We start from the raw sequence: 20,512 nt of genomic DNA, 5'->3' as shown, positions 1-20,512 counted from the left end.
AAAGAACAGCATTTAGCTGTTCTTTTTTTGTATTTAGGTCTTGTTAAAGGGGTTCCTCGGAAAGCGGTTTAAAACATGTTCTTAAGAATCTATAGATAATCACTAGATTCGTATATTTTTAACAAACAAAGGACATACTAGCTTTCAGGAGGTGGAGAAGTTGAAAAAATTATATAAAGGGAAGACTTGTGTAGTATGTGAAGAAGAGAAAGAAGACGGTATGTATGTATATACTGCTTTTATTTGTTGGGAATGTGAAAGAGAAATTGTTCAAACAGAACCTGGAACTGAAAAGTACGAACAGCTTGTGAAAAAATTGGGCAAAATAAGAAAGCCTTCTGTTTTCTCGTGATCTCCTTGTTCTAGTATGTTAGGCTAAGAGAAAAGTATAGATAGAAAAGGCAGGATGTTCATTGAAATTAAAGCAAGCACATACCCCACTTATTCATGCATTACAACAACATATAAAGCGGCAGCCGTTGTCTTTTCATGTACCTGGCCATAAAAATGGTGTGTTAACGAAGGAATGGCTGCCTGCAGATTTTCGAAACTTTTTACCTTATGACGTAACTGAAATTACAGGTCTGGATGATCTTCACTCACCCGAAGGCTGCATTTTAGAAGCGCAGAAGTTGCTAACAGACTTATATAACACGAGAAAAAGCTATTTTTTAGTGAACGGCAGTACAGTTGGGAATCTAGCAATGGTGATGTCTGTATGCGAAGAAGGGGACATTGTTTTCGTACAGCGTAATTCCCACAAATCCATTTTTCATGCCTTGAAACTGGCGAAGCTAAAGCCGGTATTTTTAGATACTGCATATGATAGCCGTATACAGGCGGCTGGACAAGTTAGTTTAGATACGATTAGGGAAGCGTATAGCCGTTTTCCTTCTGCAAAAGCGGTTATCTTCACGTATCCTACTTATTATGGAATGATAGGAGAGCTTGAAGAAATGATTAGACTGGCAAAGCAGCACGGTTCCTTTGTCCTTGTCGATGAGGCTCATGGTCCTCATTTCACACTGCGCTCTCCTTTTCCAAAAAGTTCTTTAAGATTAGGGGCAGATATTGTTGTTCATTCCGCCCATAAAATGCTTCCAGCCATGACAATGGGCTCTTACCTTCACGTGCAATCAGAGAAAGTACCGATTGCGAAACTAGAGTTTTATCTGCAAGCGTTACAATCGAGTAGTCCCTCTTACCCTATTATGGCTTCATTAGATGCAGCCAGGGCTTATTTAGCGAGTATAACTGAAGAGGATCAATCTTTTATGCTGCAAATGAGAGAAAAGCTGTCTTTGCAGTTTCATAAGAAAGGAATAGGAGTTGTTTTTTCCGATGATCCTTTGAAGTTATTGCTTAGAAAGCCCGGATATAGTGGTTACGAATTACAAAAAAGATTAGAAGAGGCAGAGATCTACACAGAGATGGCGGATCAAGCACAAGTGTTATGTACACTTCCTTTAGTGAAACAAGGAGAAACTGGGTTTTTTAGTGATGTGGAGAAAAAGCTATCACAGTTTATAATAGAGGAGCGGGAAGAAAGTTTTCTCCCTACTGTACCAGTGCCCAGTCAGAAGAAAGTTTCTCCTCTTGCTTTGTCGTATGGAGAGCAGAAGAATTATCAAATTGAGTGGATACCTGTACGAAAAGCAGCTGGCAGGATTGCAGCAGAAACCATTATTCCTTACCCTCCAGGTATTCCGTTAATGATAGCGGGAGAAAGAATATTTACAGAACAGGCGGCTGCAATGGAGAAATTGCTCACGGAAGGGGTACATATACAGGGAGGGCAGCAATTGCAAGAAAAGAAACTAGCTGTTTTTGCTGAGGAAAGTGGCAATCATGAATAATGCGGAGGATTATATGAGACAAGGCGTTTTTATTACTATTGAAGGACCAGAGGGAGCCGGCAAAACAAGTATTATCCAAAAGCTCAAACAAGGGCTTGAAGAAAGAGGACAAGTCGTTATGGCAACCCGGGAGCCAGGCGGTATTGCGATTGCTGAACAAATTCGGGAAGTGATCTTAAATAAAGAAAATATTTCAATGGATGGGCGAACGGAGGCTTTATTGTATGCCGCAGCGAGAAGGCAGCATCTCGTGGAGAAGGTGAGTCCTGCCCTTAAGGAAGGACATATCGTGCTTTGCGACCGCTTTATCGATAGTTCTCTTGCTTACCAAGGATATGCGCGAGGGTTAGGGATGGAGGCCGTATATGAGATCAACCGATTTGCAATCGGCGAGCTTATGCCTCATTTAACCTTATTATTTGATGTTCGCCCGGAAGTGGGGCTAGAGCGCATTAAAGCGCATAAGGAACGGGAGGTAAACCGTTTAGACTTAGAGGCCCTGTCATTTCATGAGAAGGTAAGAGAAGGATATTTGCAGCTGGCAGACAAGTTCCCTGAGCGTATAGCCGTTGTAAATGCAGAGGCTTCTATTCAATCAGTTTATCAGGAAAGTCTAAAATTGATTTTGGCTAAAGTTGAAGAACAATCTCTCGGCCAGCAATGTTGAAAGAATTCCTGCGAAAGGAGTTCTTTTTTATTAATATTGTTTGTACAATTCAAAAAAACACTCTTTTTCTTGGTATAATAGAAGAAAGAGAAAAGAAAGAGGAGGAAGAGGGATGAAATTAATTTTGGCAGTGGTACAGGATCAGGATAGCCATCGTTTATCGCAAGCTTTGATAGAAAACAACTTTCGGGCAACAAAACTTGCTACGACAGGCGGATTTTTAAAAGCTGGAAACACAACCTTTATTATTGGGACAGATGATATTCGGCTTGATCGGGCACTTGCTATTATTAAAGAGAATTGCCAGTCACGGGATCAGATGGTAGCACCTGTTTCCCCAATGGGAGGCAATGCGGATTCTTATGTTCCTTATCCTGTGGAAGTTCCGGTAGGCGGAGCGACTGTATTTGTCTTGCCAGTGGAGCAATTTCATCAATTCTAACAGGGGAAATATTCAATGAAAATCAACAAGGATCTAAATTTTAATATAGATAAACCGTGGACAGACCAGAAGCCTGGACAAACAGGCCAATCAAAGTTTGCAGGACTGGTCCAGCACCAAGGCCAACAGATGAAAACAGAACAGCTGACGAAGTTGCTTGTTGATATCGAGGGAGCGGGAGAAAGATTAGCCCGCTCGCGGACATTTCAAGATATGGCAAAATATAAAACACTTGTACGACGCTTTATTAAAGAAGCTGTAGACTTTGGCATGAATTTAAAAAATTCTCATACGTGGAATCAATTTGGTGAAGGACGTAAATTAAAAACGGTTGAAACAATTGACGAGAAATTGATTGAACTGACGGAAGACGTCATGAATCGGGAAAAATCATCCGTCGATTTATTAGACAAAATTGGCGAAATTAAAGGACTCATTATAAATTTATACACATAGGCGGGGATGAAAGTGTCCGATATATGGAAAGATTTAAATGAACTGCAGCCTATTGTACTCAAAATGATAACCAATAGCCTGACAAAAGATCGAGTGGCTCATGCTTATTTATTTGAGGGCGACCCGGGAACAGGCAAGAAGAAAACCGCTTTTTATTTTGCAAAAAGCTTACTTTGTGAAGAAGCAGGTGACAGGCCTTGCAACGAGTGCAGCAATTGCCGGCGGATTGATAGCGGCAACCATCCGGATGTCCATATGGTCGAACCTGATGGTCTATCGATAAAAAAACAACAGATTGTGTACTTACAGCAGGAATTTAGTAAAACAGCTGTAGAATCAAACAGAAAAATCTATATCATCAATCACGCAGATAAAATGACAGCTAGTGCCGCTAATAGTTTGCTGAAGTTCTTAGAAGAGCCAGCAGCAGACACAGTGGCGCTGCTCTTAACTGAACAGGCGCAGCGAATGCTTCCAACGATCCTGTCTCGTTGCCAGCTCCTCTCTTTTAAATCGCTGCCTCCCGCTCTCCTAAAAAATAAATTAATTGAAAAAGAAGTTTCCCTGCCGATGGCTGCACTGGTTTCAAGGCTGACAAACAATTTTGAAGAAGCGTTTCGTCTGGGTACCGAAGAGTGGTTTGCACAGTCACGTAAGATAGTGTTAAAATTATACGAAGTCCTGCTAAAAAACCCATTAGAAGCAATGGTGAAATTACAGGAGGACTTTAACGGGCATTTTAAAGATAAACAACAAGTCAGCGTTGCACTCGATCTTTTGTTGCTGCTTTTCAAAGATTTGCTGTCTATTCAGACAGGAGAAGAGCAAGGTCTTGCTTATCCTGACCAGCTTGCCTTGCTTAAGAATACGGCTCTTCATTCTTCCATTGTAAATACAACAGAGCAGATAACTGCTATTTTAGAAGCAAAGCGGAAACTTGATGCTAATATGAATCCACAGCTGCTAATGGAGCAGCTTGTGCTAAAATTGCAGGGGGGAGCATCCTTTGTATGATGTAGTAGGAGTACGCTTTAAAAAAGCGGGTAAAATATATTATTTTGATCCAATGGATCTAGGCGTTGAGAAAAATGACCATGTCATTGTGGAAACTGCCAGAGGTGTAGAACACGGCGAAGTAGTTGTAGGGCCGAAGAAGGTGGATGATGATGATATCGTCCTTCCTTTAAAGAAAGTCATCCGTAAAGCTGACCAGAAAGACCGCTTAATTGTGGAAGAGAATAAGTCAGCAGCAGCAGAAGCTTTTGAAATATGCTGCCAGAAAATTTCTGAGCATCAGTTGGATATGAAGCTTGTTGATGTTGAATATACGTTTGATCGCAACAAAGTGATCTTTTATTTTACAGCAGATGGAAGAGTGGATTTCCGGGAGCTTGTAAAAGATTTAGCCGCTATTTTCCGAACAAGAATTGAACTTCGGCAAATTGGAGTCCGTGACGAAGCTAAAATGCTTGGTGGAATCGGGCCATGTGGCAGAATGCTTTGCTGCTCGACTTTTCTAGGAGATTTCGAGCCAGTTTCAATAAAAATGGCGAAGGATCAGAACCTCTCATTAAATCCGACTAAAATTTCAGGTTTGTGTGGTCGTTTAATGTGCTGCTTGAAATATGAAAACGATGAATATGAAGCAGCAAAAGAGCTTCTTCCTGATATAGGTACGAAAGTGAACACCCCTCATGGTGCTGGAAAAGTTGTCGGTTTGAATATTCTAGAACGGGTGCTTCAAGTAGAGGTATTCAACCACGAGCGAATCCTTGAGTTCACCATGGATGAAATTGGGGCGGAAGGTGCCGTGTCAGTACAAGCCACAGAGTGATGGGGTGGAACGGGTGGAAAAAAAAGAATTTCTTGATTCGGTCAGCGATATGGAAATGCAGATTGGCCAGCTGTATAAACAGCTGGGAGAGTTGAAAAAAGGTTTAGTAAAAATGATGGAAGAAAACCATTCATTACAATTGGAGAATGAACATTTACGACGCCGTCTTGAAGAGATTGAACTTTCTCATGATCAAGCTGGACAAGAATTGGACAAAGAGACTAGCAGCAAAAGCTTCTCAAAACTAATGGATATAGGCGAGGGATATGATAACCTTGCAAGGCTTTATCAAGAAGGGTTTCATATTTGCAATATTCATTTTGGAAGTCCGCGCAAAGACGAAGATTGCTTGTTTTGTTTATCATTTTTAAATAAAAAATAATAGAGCATGTTGATGAGGCTGTCCACGGAGGCCGGTACCGGAACTGTCAATCATTTAAGAAGAGGTGACATCCTTCCTAAGTGAAGCAGCAGTCAGGCCTGTCGGGACAGTCTTTCTTTTTTGTAAAAACAGGAGGAAAGAAGGAAATGGTTCTATTAAAAGGTGATGAAAGGCTCGATTATTTGCTGGCGGAGGAACTGCGAATTATTCAAAGTCCGTCCGTCTTTGCTTTTTCTCTTGATGCTGTACTCCTTGCGAGGTTTGCCTATCTTCCTGCTAAGAAAGGCTCGATTGTTGATTTATGCTCGGGAAACGGAGTGGTGCCGCTCCTAATGAGCGCTAAAACAAAGGTACCGATCATTGGCGTGGAAATTCAAGAGCGATTGTACGATATGGCTTTTCGCAGCATTGAGTATAACGGATTAGAAGACAGAATTTCTATGGTACACGGAGATTTAAAAGAGGCTCCCGCACAATTAGGGTACGAAAAGCACAGCGTAGTGACGTGCAATCCTCCGTATTTTGTCACACCCTCTGACAAAGAGCTAAATATGAATGAGCATTTGGCTATTGCCCGCCATGAAATCTACTGTACGCTTGAGGATTGTATCCGCTCGAGCAGCGAGCTTTTAAAACAAGGCGGAAAAGCGGCTTTTGTTCACCGTCCGGGAAGATTATTAGATTTAGTGACGCTCATGAGAAAATATCGCTTAGAGCCCAAACGCCTCCGCTTTGTTTATCCGAAAACGGGAAAGGAAGCCAACACGGTATTGATTGAGGGCATGAAAGATGGAGCGCCTGACTTGAAAATATTGCCGCCATTGTTCGTGTACGATGAGCAGGGTGAATATACAGCAGAAGTAAGAGAGATGTTATATGGAGAAGAACAATGAACATTTTTTCTACGTGCTAGAGTGTAAGGATCACTCGTTGTATGGAGGCTATACGACCGATTTAGAAAAAAGGCTAAAGGCCCATAATTCTGGAAAAGGAGCAAAGTATACACGAGGAAGAGGCCCTGTGCGTCTGATCCATTCGGAAAAGTTTGATACCGTGACGGAAGCAATGCAGGCAGAATATGCTTTTAAACAGCTGACACGAAAGCAGAAGATTCATTATTTGCAAAGGGAGGGCTGCCGCTATGATCAGGAAACAAAAAAGTTTTATCCATGAGGGAGGAGCTCTTTATTTAGTGCCTACCCCGATTGGAAATTTAGAGGACATGACATTTCGAGCGATTCGAATGATGAAAGAAGCGGATGTCATTGCCGCTGAAGATACACGTAATACAAAAAAACTATGCAATTACTTCGAGATTGCCACTCCCATAACAAGTTATCATGAGCATAATAAAGAAATGAGTGGCAAGCAGCTCCTTGAGCGCATTAAGCAGGGAGAAAAAGTAGCCCTAGTGAGCGATGCGGGCATGCCGTCTATTTCAGATCCAGGCTATGAACTGACCGCCGCTGTGATCAGGGAAGGCTTAACCGTTGTTCCTCTGCCTGGCGCAAATGCTGCACTGACCGCTCTTATTGCTTCAGGTCTTGCTCCCCAGCCATTTTATTTTTATGGCTTTTTAAGCCGGCATAAAAAAGAAAAGAAACTACAGCTAGCTGAGTTGAATAAAGTGCGCGATACGTTTATTTTGTATGAATCACCGCATCGCTTAAAGGACACCCTTGCCCTTATGGCTGAAATATTAGGAGATAGCCGGGAAATTGTATTGTGTCGGGAGCTGACAAAGAAGTTTGAAGAGTTTCTGCGGGGCACCATCGCAGAGGCACTCGTCTGGTCAAAAGAAGAAGGAATTCTAGGGGAATTTTGTTTAATCGTTGAAGGAAACGAAGAAGCGGAGGAAGGGGAAGCCGAAGCATGGTGGTCCTCTTACTCTGTGGTTGATCATGTTGACTATTATATTAATGAAAACAACCTGTCTTCAAAAGAAGCCATTAAACAGACGGCTGTCGATCGGAATATGGGAAAACGTGATGTCTACCAGGCTTATCACGTAAAATAAAAAACGAGCCGCACTGGCTCGTTTTTTTTATTTTGTAGAAGCAAATGACTCGGAAATTTCTTTCATCAATTGTTCTGCACCTTCACGGCTAAGAATTAATTTTCCGCCTGCAAGTTTGATATTGTCATCAGAAACTTCACCTGTAATGTGGCAAGTCATGCTAGGTTTATATTTTTTAAGAATGATTTTGTCGTCGTCTACGTAAATTTCTAACGCATCCTTTTCAGCAATTCCTAATGTACGGCGAAGTTCGATTGGAATAACCACCCGTCCTAATTCGTCAACTTTACGAACAATACCTGTTGATTTCATTTTTTTTTGCTCCTTCCAAACTAATATATTTAAAATATAAAGCTTAATCGTCAATTTTCGACATATTTTTCACTTATGATCTTATCATACCAGCTATTCCCAACGTCGTCAACAAGAAAATGTAATTTTACCAGGGAATGTAAAGTGCTTAAAATGTTGATATAATAAGGTTTTTAAGCCTTGAGTAATAAATTGGAAATGAAAAAATAAAAAAAATGTCGAATCAATTGAGTTCCATGTCGAATCTTTTAAAATTAGCTAATATAAGAGAGTTTAATATTTACAATTGTCGCTGAATAAGAGAAAATAAAAGAAGTGGCTCTTTAACCATAGCCTATGTATATTTTTTTTGTATAATAGTCATAATGTCAATAAAATTTAGTATGAATTGTCCGCTAGGGGCATGAATGTAAAAGAAAGCTCTCAACCGCTGGGTGAGGGCTTTTCTACATAAGAATCAGCGTTTTGAGGAGGGGTACAAGATGAATGATCAAAAGAACACATTTTATCTAACGACACCGATTTATTATCCGAGTGGAAATCTCCATATCGGACACGCTTATACAACGGTAGCAGGCGATGCTATGGCACGTTATAAGAGACTGCGTGGATTTGATGTCATGTACTTAACAGGTACAGATGAGCATGGACAAAAAATTCAACGGAAAGCGGAAGAAACAGGCGTAACTCCGCAGCAATATGTCGATAATATTGTCTCTGGCATTCAAGAGTTATGGGACAAGCTAGACATCTCTTATAATGATTTCATTCGTACAACACAGACTCGTCACAAGGACATTGTCGAAAAAATCTTTAAACAGCTATTAGATCAAGGTGATATTTATCTAGACGAATATGAGGGCTGGTACTGTACACCGTGTGAGTCTTTCTTTACAGAACGCCAATTGGAAAATGGCAACTGTCCAGACTGCGGCCGCCCTGTTGAGAAGGTAAAAGAACAATCTTATTTCTTCAAGATGAGCAAGTATGCAGATCGTCTGCTGAAGTATTACGAGGAGAATCCGGACTTTATTCAGCCGGAATCTCGTAAAAATGAAATGATTAATAACTTTATTAAACCAGGGCTAGAGGATTTAGCTGTATCCCGAACAACTTTTGACTGGGGTATCAAGGTGCCAGGGGATCCAAAGCATGTTATTTACGTATGGATCGATGCGCTTTCTAACTATATTACTGCTCTTGGATATGGAACGGATCATGATGAGAAGTACCAAAAATATTGGCCGGCTGATGTCCACCTTGTCGGCAAGGAAATTGTGCGCTTCCATACAATTTATTGGCCAATTATGCTGATGGCGCTTGATTTGCCTCTTCCTAAAAAGGTATTTGCACATGGATGGCTGCTCATGAAAGATGGAAAGATGTCGAAGTCAAAAGGCAATGTAGTCGATCCAGTTACGTTGATTGACCGTTATGGACTCGATGCTCTTCGTTATTACTTACTGCGTGAGGTGCCATTCGGTTCAGATGGCGTCTTTACACCAGAAGGCTTCGTTGAACGCATTAATTACGACCTAGCTAACGATTTAGGTAACTTATTAAATCGCACTGTTGCCATGATCAATAAATATTTTGATGGTGTAATCCCAACATACAAAGGGTCAAATGGAGAGTTTGATCAGCAGCTTGAGCAAATGAACATGGAAACAGTGAAACAATATGAAGAAGCGATGGAGAAGATGGAATTTTCCGTTGCATTGTCAGCTCTCTGGCAGCTTGTTAGCCGTACGAATAAGTATATTGATGAAACACAGCCATGGGTACTTGCTAAAGCGGAAGAGAAAGAGAAACTCGGCGATGTCATGGTTCATTTAGCAGAATCTTTACGCAGAATGGCTGTTATGCTAAAACCATTCTTGACACAAACACCGAAGAAGATTTTCGAACAGTTGAACATTCAAGATGAACAGCTGCAATCATGGGACAGCCTGTCTCAATTCGGATTGATACCAGAAGGCACAACAGTCGTGAAAAAAGGAGAGCCAATTTTCCCTCGCCTTGATATCGAGGAAGAAATTGCCTACATTAAAGAGAAAATGCAAGGCACTCCTGAGAAAAAAGAAGAACCGAAAGAAGAGCCAAAGGTTGAACTAGCTGATGAAATTACCATTGATGACTTCATGAACATTGATTTAAGATCCGCAACGGTTATTGCTGCAGAACCAGTTAAAAAAGCTGATAAATTATTAAAGCTTCAATTGGATCTTGGCTTTGAAAAGCGCCAGGTCGTTTCCGGCATTGCTGAATTTTACAAGCCAGAAGAACTAGTCGGCCGTAAAGTAGTCGTTGTCGCTAACTTAAAGCCAGTTAAATTACGTGGGGAATTATCACAAGGCATGATCCTTGCTGGTAAAGCTGATGGCGTATTATCATTAGTTAGTGTGGATGAAAACTTGCCAAATGGTTCGCGGATTAAATAAATGAGTCGATTGAAAAACATAGAATGTTTCACGTGGAACAATTATTCGACGGAAACGTCTATGTTTTTCTTTTAGAAAGGATGAAAAGATTGTTATTCGATACACATGTTCATTTAAATGCTGAACAATATAAAGAAGATATAGCAGAAGTAATTGAACGGGCTCAAGAAGCAGGCGTAGAAAACATGGTCGTTGTCGGCTTTGACCGCCCAACAATTGAAAAAGCACTTGAACTAATTGAAAAGTATGACTTTTTATATGCAAGTGTCGGCTGGCATCCGGTTGATGCAATCGACATGGAAGAAGAGGATCTCGCTTGGCTGGAAGAGCTGGCGGCACATCCGAAAGTCGTTGCCTTAGGGGAGATGGGGCTTGACTATCATTGGGACAAGTCGCCCAAAGATGTTCAGAAAGAAGTATTTCGCAAGCAAATCCAGCTAGCTAAAAAAGTGAAGCTCCCCATCATTATTCATAATCGGGAAGCCACACAGGATATCGTTGAGATTTTGAAGGAAGAAGGAGCCGAGGAAGTAGGCGGCATTATGCATTGCTTCAGTGGCAGTGTTGAAACAGCCCGTGAATGTGTAGATATGAACTTTTACATCTCTCTTGGCGGTCCCGTGACCTTTAAAAATGCCAAAAAGCCAAAAGAGGTGGCAGCCGATATTCCACTTGATAAGCTGCTAATTGAAACGGACTGTCCGTATCTCGCTCCCCACCCTTATCGCGGCAAGCGCAATGAGCCAGCTTATGTAAAATTAGTAGCAGAACAAATTGCTGAACTGAAAGGAATAAACTACGAAGAAGTGGCACAAGCAACAACAGAAAATGCCCGTAAGCTGTTTCGTATTGAGCGGTGAGTGATAAGATGAAAATAAAAGAAATTATTGTTGTAGAAGGAAAAGACGATACAACAGCGATTAAGAGGGCAGTGAATGCCGATACGATAGAAACGAATGGTTCGGCGGTGTCAGATGCTGTGATTGAGAGAATTAAGCTGGCACACGAGACGAGAGGGGTTATTATTTTTACGGATCCCGATTATCCGGGAGAACGGATTAGGCACATTGTTGCCGAGCAGGTGCCTGATTGCAAGCATGCTTTCTTGCCAAAGCACGAAGCCATTGAAAAGAGGGGAAGAGGTGTTGGGGTCGAGCACGCATCTGTAGAGGCAATCCGCAAAGCCCTAAAAGATGCCCAGACGGTAGAAAAAGAAGCCGCAGAGCAAATTTCAAAAGAAGATTTGGTGGATGCCGGACTCATTGGAGGGCCTCAGGCAAAAGAAAGAAGGCAGAAGCTCGGCGAAAAGCTCCGGATTGGCTATATGAACGGCAAGCAGTTATACAAACGCCTGCTGATGTTCCAAATTACACAGGAACAGTTTGCTCGCGCTTTAAAAGAAGTGTTGCAGGAGGAAAAAACATGAAAGATATTGCCACCCCTACGCGAACGAAAGAGATCTTAGAAAAATACGGTTTTTCTTTCAAAAAGAGCTTAGGACAAAACTTTTTAATCGACCCGAATATTTTGCGTAGAATTACAGAAACAGCTGAGCTGACAAAAGAAACAGGAGCGATCGAAATTGGTCCTGGAATTGGCGCTTTGACTGAACATTTAGCTCGTACGGCGGGAAAAGTAGTAGCCTTTGAAATTGACCAGCGGCTTTTGCCGGTTCTATCTGATACACTTTCTCCTTATGACAATGTAAAAATCATTCACGAAGATATATTAAAAGCAGACGTGGCGCAAATCACGGAGCAAGAGTTTTCCGATTTTGAACAGCTGATGGTAGTAGCCAATTTGCCTTATTATATTACAACACCCATTATCATGAAGCTGCTTGAAGATAAGGTCCCTTTTAAGGGGATGGTGGTGATGCTTCAAAAGGAAGTGGCTGATCGCATTTCAGCCAAACCAGGCACCAAAGATTACGGCTCGCTCTCGATTGCTATCCAATATTACATGGAAGCAACGACCGCTTTTATCGTACCTAAAACCGTCTTTATGCCGCAGCCAAATGTTGACTCTGCCATTATTAAGCTGCTTAGAAGAGAGCGTCCGGCTGTAGAAGTGACGAATGAAGAGTTTTTCTTTACCGTTACTCGCGCTTCTTTTGCCCAGCGCCGGAAGACTATTTTAAATAACTTAACGAATCAATTGCCTGCCGGAAAAGAAAAAAAGGAGCAGATTTTAGAGGCGCTTCAGCAAGCTGAAATAGAACCGTCGAGGAGAGGAGAGTCCCTTTCGCTTGAGGAATTTGCTCGACTCGCCAATGCTCTTTATCCTGTTTTTAATTAAGAAGTATCCGCCTCATTATCGGGGCAGATATTTTATTTTCAGGGCTGTTTTTTATCAGCTATATATCTGTATTCCCCAATTATACTTCTTTTGCATAGGATAACTAGAAGAGTAAAAATTAACGGGGATGATCACATGGTGATTCGTATTAATTCTATTGTTAGCCGCCCGTCTTATGGGAATGACATATTGTTCCGGGTAATGGAGATTAAAGAGACAGAGGAAGGCAAAATAGCGATTTTATCAGGAGAAGATTATCGGCTGATTGCAGATGCCCCGTTCTCCGATTTATTAGAAGTAGACCCCGATGAGCAGCAGAGAATGACACGTGATACGAGGATGCGTGAAGAGCAATCGCTGCATTTATTTAGACAAGAACTGGAGCTAATTAAGGAAAAACAGGAGTACAGGGCAACAAAGTGTTATCGGAATGAAAATGACGTTTTTCAAATACCAGGCAGGGTGCTCCACATGGACGGCGATCCTAACTATTTAAAAAAATGCTTAGCTGCTTATGAAAAAATCGGCCTTCCCGTTTATGGAGTACACTGCCTGGAAGAAGAAATGCCGCAGAAAATTTTATCGTTAATTGATGAATATCGTCCAGATATATTAGTCATCACTGGTCATGACTCTTATTCGAAAACGAAGGGAAGTAAATCAGATATAAATGCGTATCGTCATTCAAAATACTTTGTTCAAACTGTTCGGCTGGCGCGAAAGAAAATTCCGCATCTAGATCAGTTAGTTATTTTTGCCGGGGCCTGTCAATCGCATTTTGAGTCCTTAATCCGGGCGGGGGCCAACTTTGCCAGTTCGCCCTTTCGCGTAAATATTCATGCACTCGATCCTGTTTATATTTCATCTAAAATCGGTTTTACGCCGTTTAACGAGCTTGTAGATGTACGCGAAGTGCTTAGAAACACACTGACAGGAAATAAAGGGCTTGGCGGAATTGAAACGAAGGGACTGCTTCGGGTTGGCATGCCTTTTCAGCCTCCTGAAGAGGAATAAAGAACACTAAAAACAATTTTGTCATGGTTATTGAATTATTGGGCACGCTAAAAATATGATGAAAAAAGCAGGTTTTTGTAAAATAAAAAACGTTGACAAAAGGGGGCACTGGTTGATAAAATATTTTATTTATTTGACTTGCTATTTAAATCATGGTATTATAAAAATAGTGAGGTGGAAGCGGATGCCAAAAACATTAGCCGACATTAAAAAATCTCTTGATTCAAATTTAGGAAAAAGACTGTTGTTGAAGGCAAACGGGGGACGCCGAAAAACGATTGAGCGATCTGGTGTTCTAGCTGAAACATATCAAGCAGTCTTCGTAGTAGAGTTAGATCAAGATGAAAACGCGTTTGAAAGAGTGTCATACAGCTATGCAGATGTGTTGACAGAAACAGTAGAATTAACATTTGAAGACGCAGCAGGAAGCGCCGTTTAAGTTTGCAGTAAACAATATTGTTTACTGCTTTTTTATTTGTTTTAAAAATAAAGTGGGATGTATTCTAATTTACTTTTGAGTCAACTAAGTGCTTCAGGAATACTTAACTTTTCCCTGTAGACGCCAAAAACAAACTTTTTGAGAGAGGAACATGGTCCGTCGGGACTGGTCAAGGCCTTCTGGCTTGGTTGTCTTCCAGTTCTTCAGCCAGCTTGTCTTATGCGTGTCGTTGATAATCGGCGCTCTCTGCATTGAGGGCTTCCCTTCATTTTCCGCTAATCGTTTTAAACGGGCTGGTTAAGCTATAAATGGCGGCAGAAGGAGGAAAACGAATGGGCAGAAGAAGAGGGATTATGTCTGACCAATTGAAGGAAGAGCTTGCGAAAGAGCTAGGGTTTTATGACACTGTTCAACGGGAAGGCTGGGGCGGAATTACAGCTCGTGATGCTGGCAACATGGTAAAGAGAGCAATTGAACTTGCAGAAAACCACCTCGTTAACAAGCGCTGACACGGTAGTTGACTTCTAACTGAAACGCCGCTAAGAGATCGGGGAGGAAGCCCGGTCTCTTTTTATATAGAAAATTACTCCATCCTACATCATATTTACAACTCCTAATCGACTTTATGATAAAATAAGCTAAACTAATTGTATTGTGCACAAAGTAGGTGGCTATTGTGAAGATAATGATGAAAGCACCAGCGAAAATTAACTTAACGCTTGATGTGCTGCATAAACGTGCGGATGGATACCATGAAGTTGAAATGATTATGACAACGGTGGATCTGGCGGACCGCATAGAACTGGAACCGCTCGCAAAAGATGAAATTAAAATTATATCCCATAACCGTTTTGTTCCGGACGATAAACGGAATTTAGCTTATCAGGCAGCCATGCTGCTGAAAGAAAGATATAGCATTCGTTCAGGTGTAGCAATCGGCATTGAAAAGGTTATCCCAGTAGCTGCCGGTTTAGCAGGAGGCAGCAGTGATGCTGCGGCGACATTAAAAGGGTTAAACCGAATGTGGAATCTAGGATTAAGCCTGGATGAATTAGCAGCGCTTGGATCAGAGATTGGTTCCGATGTTTCTTTTTGTGTGTATGGCGGCACAGCTTTAGCAAAGGGACGTGGAGAAAAAATACAGCATCTTCCGTCTCCGCCAAACTGTTGGGTGGTTCTGGCCAAGCCGACCATTGGAGTATCAACAGCGGAAGTATATAAAAACTTAAAAATCGATGGGCTCCGTCATCCTGATACGAAAGCGATGATGACTGCGATTCAAACGAAGGATTATCAAAAGATGTGCGCTAACCTTGGCAATGTTCTAGAATCTGTTACCTTAAAGCTTTATCCGGAAGTGGCGCAGATTAAAGAACAGATGGAACGTTTTGGAGCAGATGCGGTGCTGATGAGTGGAAGCGGACCGACTGTTTTTGGACTCATCCAGCATGATTCTAGAATGCACCGGGTTTGCAACGGCTTAAGAGGATTTTGTGACCAGGTATACGCAGTCCGACTGTTAGGAGAAGGGATTCCTGTTGATTGAATCCGTATATTAAGTTATATTTAAAATTAAATATTCGGATTTACTCCTTAGGAGGGTAGAGTAAAACATGAAGTTTCGTCGAAGTGAACGGTTAATTGATATGACACATTATTTATTAGAACATCCGCAGCAGCTAGTTTCACTTACTTTTTTTGCTGAACGGTACGGATCAGCAAAATCGTCTATTAGTGAGGACTTGTCTATTGTGAAGGAAACGTTTGAACAGCGTGGCATCGGCTCGCTTCAAACTATTCCCGGAGCAGCTGGCGGTGTGAAGTACTTCTCGAAAGTCAGTGAGATGGAAGCACGAAAGTTTATTGCGGAGCTCTGTGAGCAAATTGAAAATCCAGAAAGGCTGCTTCCGGGCGGTTATTTATACATGATGGATTTGCTTGGTCATCCGCAAGTTATTCACCAAGTTGGCAAGCTCCTTGCCTCAGCGTATGCAGGAATGGACATCGACGCCATTATGACAGTTGCCACGAAAGGCATCCCTATTGCCCATGCTATTGCTTCGCATTTAAATGTTCCAGTCGTCGTGGTTCGCAGAGACAGCAAGGTAACAGAAGGTCCAACTGTAAGCATTAACTACGTATCCGGATCTACGAAGCGAATTCAGACGATGGTGCTGGCGAAGCGTAGTTTGAAGGAAGGTTCCAAAGTGCTGCTTGTTGATGATTTTATGAAAGCAGGTGGAACCATTAATGGAATGATCAGCCTGCTCGCTGAGTTTAATGCATCAGTAGCGGGAATTGCTGTGCTAGTGGAAGCGGAGCATGACGAGGAAAGACTCGTGGAGGACTACATATCTCTTGTTAAGCTTCAAGATGTAAATGTTCGTACGTCTGCTATTTCTGTAGTAGAAGGAAATTATTTTTCCGAAAATATACAGTTTTCATAAGGAGAGGTTAACATGAAAGTAGTAGCAACAAACCAAGCACCAGCGGCTATTGGGCCATATTCTCAAGGGATTATTGTAAACAACATGTTTTACAGTTCTGGTCAAATTCCATTAACACCTGCAGGGGAACTAGTGAATGGAGATGTAACAGAGCAAACTCACCAAGTATTCAAGAATCTTCAAGCTGTACTGGCTGAAGCAGGTGCTTCACTAGATACCGTTGTAAAGGCGACAGTTTTTATCGCGGATATGGAAGAGTTTGCGGCAGTAAACGATGTGTATAGCCAATACTTTGGCGATCACAAACCAGCTCGCTCTTGTGTAGAGGTAGCAAGATTGCCGAAAGATGTAAAAGTGGAGATTGAAGTCATCGCGCTCGTAAAATAACAACAAGTGTGAGCTTTAAGACAAGCGCTCTCTTTCTTTATTATTTTTTGATAAGGCAAGCGTTTTCAAAACAAACATAGAGATAATCTGTATTCTGACACTCGTGAAACAATCACGAGTGTTTTTTATATAAAAAAAAGTAAAATTTTTTCAAAAAAAAGAAGGAATATTTAAAATATTATTGAATAGTTAGTTTAGGCTTTTTATATAGGGGAAAAAGGGGTGAACAGAGTGGAAGTAACTGATGTGAGACTAAGACGTGTAAATACGGACGGCCGCATGAGAGCGATTGCATCTATTACGTTGGACAATGAATTTGTTATTCATGATATCCGTGTAATTGATGGCAACAATGGTTTATTCGTAGCCATGCCAAGCAAACGCACACCAGATGGAGAATTTCGTGATATTGCTCATCCGATCAACTCCAACACACGCGGTAAAATCCAAGATGCTGTTTTAGCTGAGTATCACCGTTTGGGAGAATTAGAAGAAGTGGAATTAGAAGAAGCAGGAGCTTCATAAATTTAAATGCAACAAGAGCCTACTTCAAATGTATGGCTCTTTTTTAGTGCGAAAATTTCCTCTTTTTCCACTCTGCTTATCCTCTTGGAATCTTCTTTCTTCGTTTCCTTTAAAAAATTCGAATATTCATTGACAAAAATTTGTCGTTTTTTAAGCTGTCTTGAAATAAGAGCCCTTTTAAGATATAGTCAATAAGGATAAAAGGTTATAGGGGGACCCTCAATGACGAATATTTATGCTGTCATTCTTGCAGCAGGAAAAGGCACGCGTATGAAGTCTAAGCTTTATAAAGTGTTGCACCCTGTCTGCGGTAAACCGATGGTAGAGCATGTAATTGATCAAATATCCGATTTACATACACATAAAATTGTTACAATTGTTGGCCATGGAGCAGAAAAAGTTAAAGGCTATCTTGGGGAAAAAAGCGAGTTTGCTTTGCAAGCAGAGCAGCTTGGCACCGCTCATGCAGTCATGCAGGCGGAAGAGATCCTCGGTAAAGAAGAGGGTTGTACACTCGTTGTTTGTGGTGATACACCTCTTATTAAGTCTTCCACTATGGAGGCGCTTGTAAACTTCCACACAGAACAACAGGCAAAAGCGACTATTTTAACAGCTTACACGGATCAGCCTGATGGTTATGGGCGAATCATCCGCAATGAGCAAGGAATGGTTGAGAAAATCGTTGAGCATAAAGATGCAACAGACGAGGAACGGAAAGTGAAAGAAATTAATACAGGCACTTATTGTTTCGATAATCGTTATTTATTTGAGACGTTGAAGAAAGTATCAAATGATAATGCCCAAGGCGAATATTATTTGCCAGATGTTATTGAAATCCTTCAGAAGGCCGGAGAGAAAGTAGCCGCCTATCAAACAGCCGATTTCAATGAAACACTTGGTGTAAATGATCGTGTAGCTTTAAGCCAAGCAGAAAAAATTATGCGTGAACGTATTAACGAGCAGCACATGCGCAATGGAGTAACGCTCGTCAGTCCAGAAAATGCATTTATCGGTCCAGACGTAGTGATTGGTTCAGATACTATTATTCACCCTGGAACAGTATTGTCTGGAAACACTTCTATTGGTGCTGATTGCGAGATCGGTCCAAATAGTGAGATTAACAATTGCCAAGTTGGAGATAGCACTGTTATTCGCCATTCTGTGGCTGCTGATAGTGAAATTGGATCTCGTGTGGCGATCGGGCCATTTGCACACATTCGTCCAGCATCTCAAATCAGCGATGAAGCGAAGATCGGTAATTTCGTTGAGATTAAAAAGTCTGTCTTTGGCAAAGGCAGTAAAGCTTCCCACTTAAGCTATATTGGCGATGCCGAAGTAGGAAGTGGCGTTAACCTTGGCTGTGGTTCTATTACAGTGAATTACGACGGAAAAAATAAATTTTTAACTAAGATTGAAGACGATGCATTCATCGGCTGTAATTCTAACCTTGTAGCTCCTGTTACAGTGGGCAAAGGGGCGTATGTAGCAGCCGGTTCTACTATTACGAACGATGTGCCTGGTGAAGCTTTAGCCATTGGCCGTGCTCGTCAAGTAAACAAAGAAAATTACGTAGAAAAGTTAAATCTTAAAAAATAAAGGCGGAGGTCCACCCATGCATAATCAGTATTTAGACCCTAAGTTGAAAATCTTTTCTCTCAATTCTAACCGCAAACTCGCTGAAGAAATTGCCGAAATTATTGGAGTAGAATTAGGGAAATGTTCAGTGAAGCGTTTTAGCGACGGAGAGATACAAATTAATATTGAAGAGAGCATTCGCGGCTGCGACGTATACGTTGTTCAATCAACGAGTGCACCGGTCAATGAAAATCTAATGGAACTACTCATTATGATTGACGCTCTAAAAAGAGCTTCTGCTAAAACGATCAATATTGTTATTCCTTACTATGGTTATGCACGTCAGGACCGCAAAGCCCGCGCTCGCGAACCAATCACTGCAAAATTGGTAGCTAACTTACTTGAAACAGCTGGAGCAACTCGCGTAATTACGCTTGATCTACATGCACCGCAAATTCAAGGATTCTTTGATATGCCAATTGATCACTTAATGGGTGTACCAATCTTGTCTGATTACTTTAAAGGGAAAAACTTCAGCGGAGATGATGTTGTCATCGTTTCCCCAGATCATGGTGGGGTAACACGTGCACGTAAAATGGCCGACCGTTTAAAAGCACCAATTGCTATTATCGACAAGCGCCGTCCAAGACCAAATGTAGCTGAGGTAATGAACATCGTTGGGAATATCGATGGAAAAATTGCTATCTTGATTGACGATATTATCGATACAGCTGGTACCATTACACTTGCAGCTAATGCGCTGGTCGAAAACGGAGCAAAAGAAGTATATGCTTGTTGTACGCATCCTGTGCTCTCAGGCCCAGCGATCGAGCGTATTCAAAACTCTAACATTAAAGAACTTGTTATTACAAACTCAATTGCTCTTCCAGAAGAGAAAAAGACTGACAAAATTGTAGAGCTTTCCATTGCACCACTAATCAGTGAAGCCATCATTCGTGTTCACGAAGAACAATCCGTCAGCACATTATTTGATTAATAGAAAAGCGGAGGGCGCTTGTTGAGCACGATAGCGGATTGGAGCTCTCGACGAGAAGTTGTTTTCCAAACTTCGACAGAGAGAGCGAAATCAGCGTACGTGCTAGCGTCTGCAGCTAGACAATAGAAAAGTGGAGGGTGCTCGATCAGCACGATAGGAGGTTGGAGGAATTTCTGTTGGAGTCGTTCTTTGACTCCTGCAGAAATTTCGAAACCGCCGTACGTGCTAGCGCCTGCAACTAGACAATAGAAAAGCGAAGCCGCCTGTTCTGGGGCGACAAGCATAAGCCAAGCCGTCTGGAAGGTTGTTCTTAACCTTCTGGGCGGCTTAGCTTATGACCTCGAGCTCCAAGGAGGCGCAGCTGGACAATAGAAAAGCGAAGCCGAATACTCTCGCTCTAATAAATAGCCTTTCCTTCAAAAA

The 20,512-nt window shown here is 41.6% G+C and carries 26 protein-coding genes; 24 read left to right on the top strand and 2 right to left on the bottom strand.

Going from position 1 to position 20,512, the window contains the following annotated elements; translation table 11 throughout:
* Positions 1 to 160: 160 nt before the first annotated feature.
* The 11 genes from A8F95_RS07605 (at position 161) to rsmI (ending at position 7,654) form a co-directional block, all read left to right on the top strand.
* Complete coding sequence (locus A8F95_RS07605; protein WP_176713646.1) at positions 161 to 352, top strand: sigma factor G inhibitor Gin; 192 nt, start codon at positions 161 to 163, stop codon at positions 350 to 352.
* Between the two features lie 61 nt (positions 353 to 413).
* Positions 414 to 1,856, top strand: a complete 1,443-nt coding sequence (locus A8F95_RS07600; RefSeq protein ID WP_065409970.1) for an aminotransferase class I/II-fold pyridoxal phosphate-dependent enzyme — start codon at positions 414 to 416, stop codon at positions 1,854 to 1,856.
* Between the two features lie 13 nt (positions 1,857 to 1,869).
* Positions 1,870 to 2,523, top strand: a complete 654-nt coding sequence (gene tmk / locus A8F95_RS07595; protein WP_065409977.1) for a dTMP kinase — start codon at positions 1,870 to 1,872, stop codon at positions 2,521 to 2,523.
* Positions 2,524 to 2,635: 112 nt separating this feature from the next.
* On the top strand, positions 2,636 to 2,965 hold the full coding sequence (locus A8F95_RS07590; protein ID WP_041101868.1) for a cyclic-di-AMP receptor: 330 nt from the start codon (positions 2,636 to 2,638) through the stop codon (positions 2,963 to 2,965).
* A 15-nt stretch (positions 2,966 to 2,980) separates the two neighbouring features.
* On the top strand, positions 2,981 to 3,421 hold the full coding sequence (locus A8F95_RS07585) for a YaaR family protein (RefSeq protein WP_049665998.1): 441 nt from the start codon (positions 2,981 to 2,983) through the stop codon (positions 3,419 to 3,421).
* A gap of 12 nt (positions 3,422 to 3,433) precedes the next feature.
* A complete protein-coding gene (holB, locus tag A8F95_RS07580; protein ID WP_281181750.1) occupies positions 3,434 to 4,435 on the top strand; it encodes a DNA polymerase III subunit delta' in 1,002 nt (333 codons plus the stop codon).
* Positions 4,428 to 5,255 carry a PSP1 domain-containing protein gene (locus A8F95_RS07575; RefSeq protein WP_049666001.1) on the top strand — a complete coding sequence of 276 codons (828 nt, stop codon included), beginning with the start codon at positions 4,428 to 4,430 and terminating at the stop codon, positions 5,253 to 5,255. The genes holB and A8F95_RS07575 overlap by 8 nt, the downstream gene beginning before the upstream one ends.
* A 13-nt stretch (positions 5,256 to 5,268) precedes the next feature.
* The gene (yabA, locus tag A8F95_RS07570; RefSeq protein ID WP_049666003.1) at positions 5,269 to 5,637 is read left to right on the top strand and encodes a DNA replication initiation control protein YabA; all 369 of its coding nucleotides are present in this window, start codon (positions 5,269 to 5,271) and stop codon (positions 5,635 to 5,637) included.
* Positions 5,638 to 5,783: 146 nt separating this feature from the next.
* On the top strand, positions 5,784 to 6,530 hold the full coding sequence (locus tag A8F95_RS07565) for a tRNA1(Val) (adenine(37)-N6)-methyltransferase (RefSeq protein ID WP_065409968.1): 747 nt from the start codon (positions 5,784 to 5,786) through the stop codon (positions 6,528 to 6,530).
* On the top strand, positions 6,514 to 6,810 hold the full coding sequence (locus A8F95_RS07560; protein WP_065409967.1) for a GIY-YIG nuclease family protein: 297 nt from the start codon (positions 6,514 to 6,516) through the stop codon (positions 6,808 to 6,810). The genes A8F95_RS07565 and A8F95_RS07560 overlap by 17 nt, the downstream gene beginning before the upstream one ends.
* A complete protein-coding gene (gene rsmI / locus A8F95_RS07555) occupies positions 6,782 to 7,654 on the top strand; it encodes a 16S rRNA (cytidine(1402)-2'-O)-methyltransferase (protein ID WP_065409976.1) in 873 nt (290 codons plus the stop codon). Before A8F95_RS07560 ends, rsmI begins: the two co-directional genes overlap by 29 nt.
* Before the next feature lie 27 nt (positions 7,655 to 7,681).
* Here the strand turns inward: rsmI and A8F95_RS07550 are convergent, their stop codons facing one another.
* The gene (locus A8F95_RS07550; RefSeq protein ID WP_049666009.1) at positions 7,682 to 7,966 is read right to left on the bottom strand and encodes a transition state genes transcriptional regulator AbrB; all 285 of its coding nucleotides are present in this window, start codon (positions 7,964 to 7,966) and stop codon (positions 7,682 to 7,684) included.
* A gap of 434 nt (positions 7,967 to 8,400) precedes the next feature.
* Between A8F95_RS07550 and metG the strand changes: the two genes are divergently transcribed.
* From metG to A8F95_RS07485, 13 genes are all read left to right on the top strand, one after another.
* Complete coding sequence (gene metG / locus A8F95_RS07545) at positions 8,401 to 10,407, top strand: methionine--tRNA ligase (RefSeq protein WP_281181749.1); 2,007 nt, start codon at positions 8,401 to 8,403, stop codon at positions 10,405 to 10,407.
* Positions 10,408 to 10,496: 89 nt separating this feature from the next.
* The gene (locus tag A8F95_RS07540) at positions 10,497 to 11,267 is read left to right on the top strand and encodes a TatD family hydrolase (RefSeq protein WP_065409975.1); all 771 of its coding nucleotides are present in this window, start codon (positions 10,497 to 10,499) and stop codon (positions 11,265 to 11,267) included.
* Positions 11,268 to 11,275: 8 nt separating this feature from the next.
* Positions 11,276 to 11,833: a ribonuclease M5 gene (gene rnmV, locus A8F95_RS07535; protein ID WP_065409965.1), complete on the top strand. Its 558-nt coding sequence runs from the start codon at positions 11,276 to 11,278 to the stop codon at positions 11,831 to 11,833.
* Positions 11,830 to 12,705 carry a 16S rRNA (adenine(1518)-N(6)/adenine(1519)-N(6))-dimethyltransferase RsmA gene (gene rsmA, locus A8F95_RS07530; protein WP_065409964.1) on the top strand — a complete coding sequence of 292 codons (876 nt, stop codon included), beginning with the start codon at positions 11,830 to 11,832 and terminating at the stop codon, positions 12,703 to 12,705. Before rnmV ends, rsmA begins: the two co-directional genes overlap by 4 nt.
* A gap of 135 nt (positions 12,706 to 12,840) precedes the next feature.
* Positions 12,841 to 13,719 (top strand): sporulation peptidase YabG, encoded by an 879-nt coding sequence (gene yabG / locus A8F95_RS07525; RefSeq protein ID WP_065409963.1) that lies wholly within the window; start codon positions 12,841 to 12,843, stop codon positions 13,717 to 13,719.
* A gap of 184 nt (positions 13,720 to 13,903) precedes the next feature.
* A complete protein-coding gene (gene veg / locus A8F95_RS07520; protein ID WP_049666021.1) occupies positions 13,904 to 14,158 on the top strand; it encodes a biofilm formation stimulator Veg in 255 nt (84 codons plus the stop codon).
* Positions 14,159 to 14,490: 332 nt separating this feature from the next.
* Complete coding sequence (locus A8F95_RS07515; RefSeq protein WP_049666022.1) at positions 14,491 to 14,667, top strand: small, acid-soluble spore protein, alpha/beta type; 177 nt, start codon at positions 14,491 to 14,493, stop codon at positions 14,665 to 14,667.
* 167 nt (positions 14,668 to 14,834) lie between these two features.
* Positions 14,835 to 15,704 carry a 4-(cytidine 5'-diphospho)-2-C-methyl-D-erythritol kinase gene (ispE, locus tag A8F95_RS07510; protein WP_065409962.1) on the top strand — a complete coding sequence of 290 codons (870 nt, stop codon included), beginning with the start codon at positions 14,835 to 14,837 and terminating at the stop codon, positions 15,702 to 15,704.
* A 67-nt stretch (positions 15,705 to 15,771) separates the two neighbouring features.
* Entirely contained in the window at positions 15,772 to 16,605 is an 834-nt protein-coding gene (purR, locus tag A8F95_RS07505; protein ID WP_049666027.1) for a pur operon repressor, read from the top strand.
* A gap of 12 nt (positions 16,606 to 16,617) precedes the next feature.
* On the top strand, positions 16,618 to 16,992 hold the full coding sequence (gene ridA, locus A8F95_RS07500; RefSeq protein ID WP_065409961.1) for a 2-iminobutanoate/2-iminopropanoate deaminase: 375 nt from the start codon (positions 16,618 to 16,620) through the stop codon (positions 16,990 to 16,992).
* Positions 16,993 to 17,223: 231 nt separating this feature from the next.
* Complete coding sequence (spoVG, locus tag A8F95_RS07495) at positions 17,224 to 17,517, top strand: septation regulator SpoVG (protein WP_041101893.1); 294 nt, start codon at positions 17,224 to 17,226, stop codon at positions 17,515 to 17,517.
* Positions 17,518 to 17,739: 222 nt separating this feature from the next.
* On the top strand, positions 17,740 to 19,113 hold the full coding sequence (gene glmU / locus A8F95_RS07490; RefSeq protein ID WP_065409960.1) for a bifunctional UDP-N-acetylglucosamine diphosphorylase/glucosamine-1-phosphate N-acetyltransferase GlmU: 1,374 nt from the start codon (positions 17,740 to 17,742) through the stop codon (positions 19,111 to 19,113).
* 16 nt (positions 19,114 to 19,129) lie between these two features.
* Positions 19,130 to 20,089, top strand: coding sequence for a ribose-phosphate diphosphokinase (locus tag A8F95_RS07485; RefSeq protein WP_049666033.1), 960 nt, complete (start codon positions 19,130 to 19,132; stop codon positions 20,087 to 20,089).
* Here A8F95_RS07485 and A8F95_RS07480 read toward each other — a convergent pair.
* Positions 20,086 to 20,373: a hypothetical protein gene (locus A8F95_RS07480; RefSeq protein WP_065409959.1), complete on the bottom strand. Its 288-nt coding sequence runs from the start codon at positions 20,371 to 20,373 to the stop codon at positions 20,086 to 20,088. The two genes, A8F95_RS07485 and A8F95_RS07480, sit on opposite strands and share 4 nt — an antisense overlap.
* Positions 20,374 to 20,512 lie beyond the last annotated feature (139 nt).

The organism is Pseudobacillus wudalianchiensis (assembly GCF_001685015.1).
Classification (GTDB): Bacteria; Bacillota; Bacilli; order Bacillales; family Domibacillaceae; genus Pseudobacillus; species Pseudobacillus wudalianchiensis.
Note: the sequence above shows the minus strand (reverse complement) of the source record. Positions and strands in the feature narration are given on the sequence as shown.

What these genes read in the sequence shown, in the direction of transcription:
- A8F95_RS07565 (WP_065409968.1), top strand. Translation starts at nt 5,784, where the DNA reads ATGGTTCTATTAAAAGGTGATGAAAGGCTCGATTATTTGCTGGCGGAG.
- tmk (WP_065409977.1), top strand. Translation starts at nt 1,870, where the DNA reads ATGAGACAAGGCGTTTTTATTACTATTGAAGGACCAGAGGGAGCCGGC.
- veg (WP_049666021.1), top strand. Translation starts at nt 13,904, where the DNA reads ATGCCAAAAACATTAGCCGACATTAAAAAATCTCTTGATTCAAATTTA.
- A8F95_RS07485 (WP_049666033.1), top strand. Translation starts at nt 19,130, where the DNA reads ATGCATAATCAGTATTTAGACCCTAAGTTGAAAATCTTTTCTCTCAAT.
- glmU (WP_065409960.1), top strand. Translation starts at nt 17,740, where the DNA reads ATGACGAATATTTATGCTGTCATTCTTGCAGCAGGAAAAGGCACGCGT.
- A8F95_RS07585 (WP_049665998.1), top strand. Translation starts at nt 2,981, where the DNA reads ATGAAAATCAACAAGGATCTAAATTTTAATATAGATAAACCGTGGACA.
- rsmA (WP_065409964.1), top strand. Translation starts at nt 11,830, where the DNA reads ATGAAAGATATTGCCACCCCTACGCGAACGAAAGAGATCTTAGAAAAA.
- rnmV (WP_065409965.1), top strand. Translation starts at nt 11,276, where the DNA reads ATGAAAATAAAAGAAATTATTGTTGTAGAAGGAAAAGACGATACAACA.
- A8F95_RS07550 (WP_049666009.1), bottom strand. Translation starts at nt 7,966, where the DNA reads ATGAAATCAACAGGTATTGTTCGTAAAGTTGACGAATTAGGACGGGTG.
- yabG (WP_065409963.1), top strand. Translation starts at nt 12,841, where the DNA reads ATGGTGATTCGTATTAATTCTATTGTTAGCCGCCCGTCTTATGGGAAT.
- purR (WP_049666027.1), top strand. Translation starts at nt 15,772, where the DNA reads ATGAAGTTTCGTCGAAGTGAACGGTTAATTGATATGACACATTATTTA.
- A8F95_RS07560 (WP_065409967.1), top strand. Translation starts at nt 6,514, where the DNA reads ATGGAGAAGAACAATGAACATTTTTTCTACGTGCTAGAGTGTAAGGAT.
- ridA (WP_065409961.1), top strand. Translation starts at nt 16,618, where the DNA reads ATGAAAGTAGTAGCAACAAACCAAGCACCAGCGGCTATTGGGCCATAT.
- A8F95_RS07480 (WP_065409959.1), bottom strand. Translation starts at nt 20,373, where the DNA reads ATGCTTGTCGCCCCAGAACAGGCGGCTTCGCTTTTCTATTGTCTAGTT.
- A8F95_RS07515 (WP_049666022.1), top strand. Translation starts at nt 14,491, where the DNA reads ATGGGCAGAAGAAGAGGGATTATGTCTGACCAATTGAAGGAAGAGCTT.
- A8F95_RS07590 (WP_041101868.1), top strand. Translation starts at nt 2,636, where the DNA reads ATGAAATTAATTTTGGCAGTGGTACAGGATCAGGATAGCCATCGTTTA.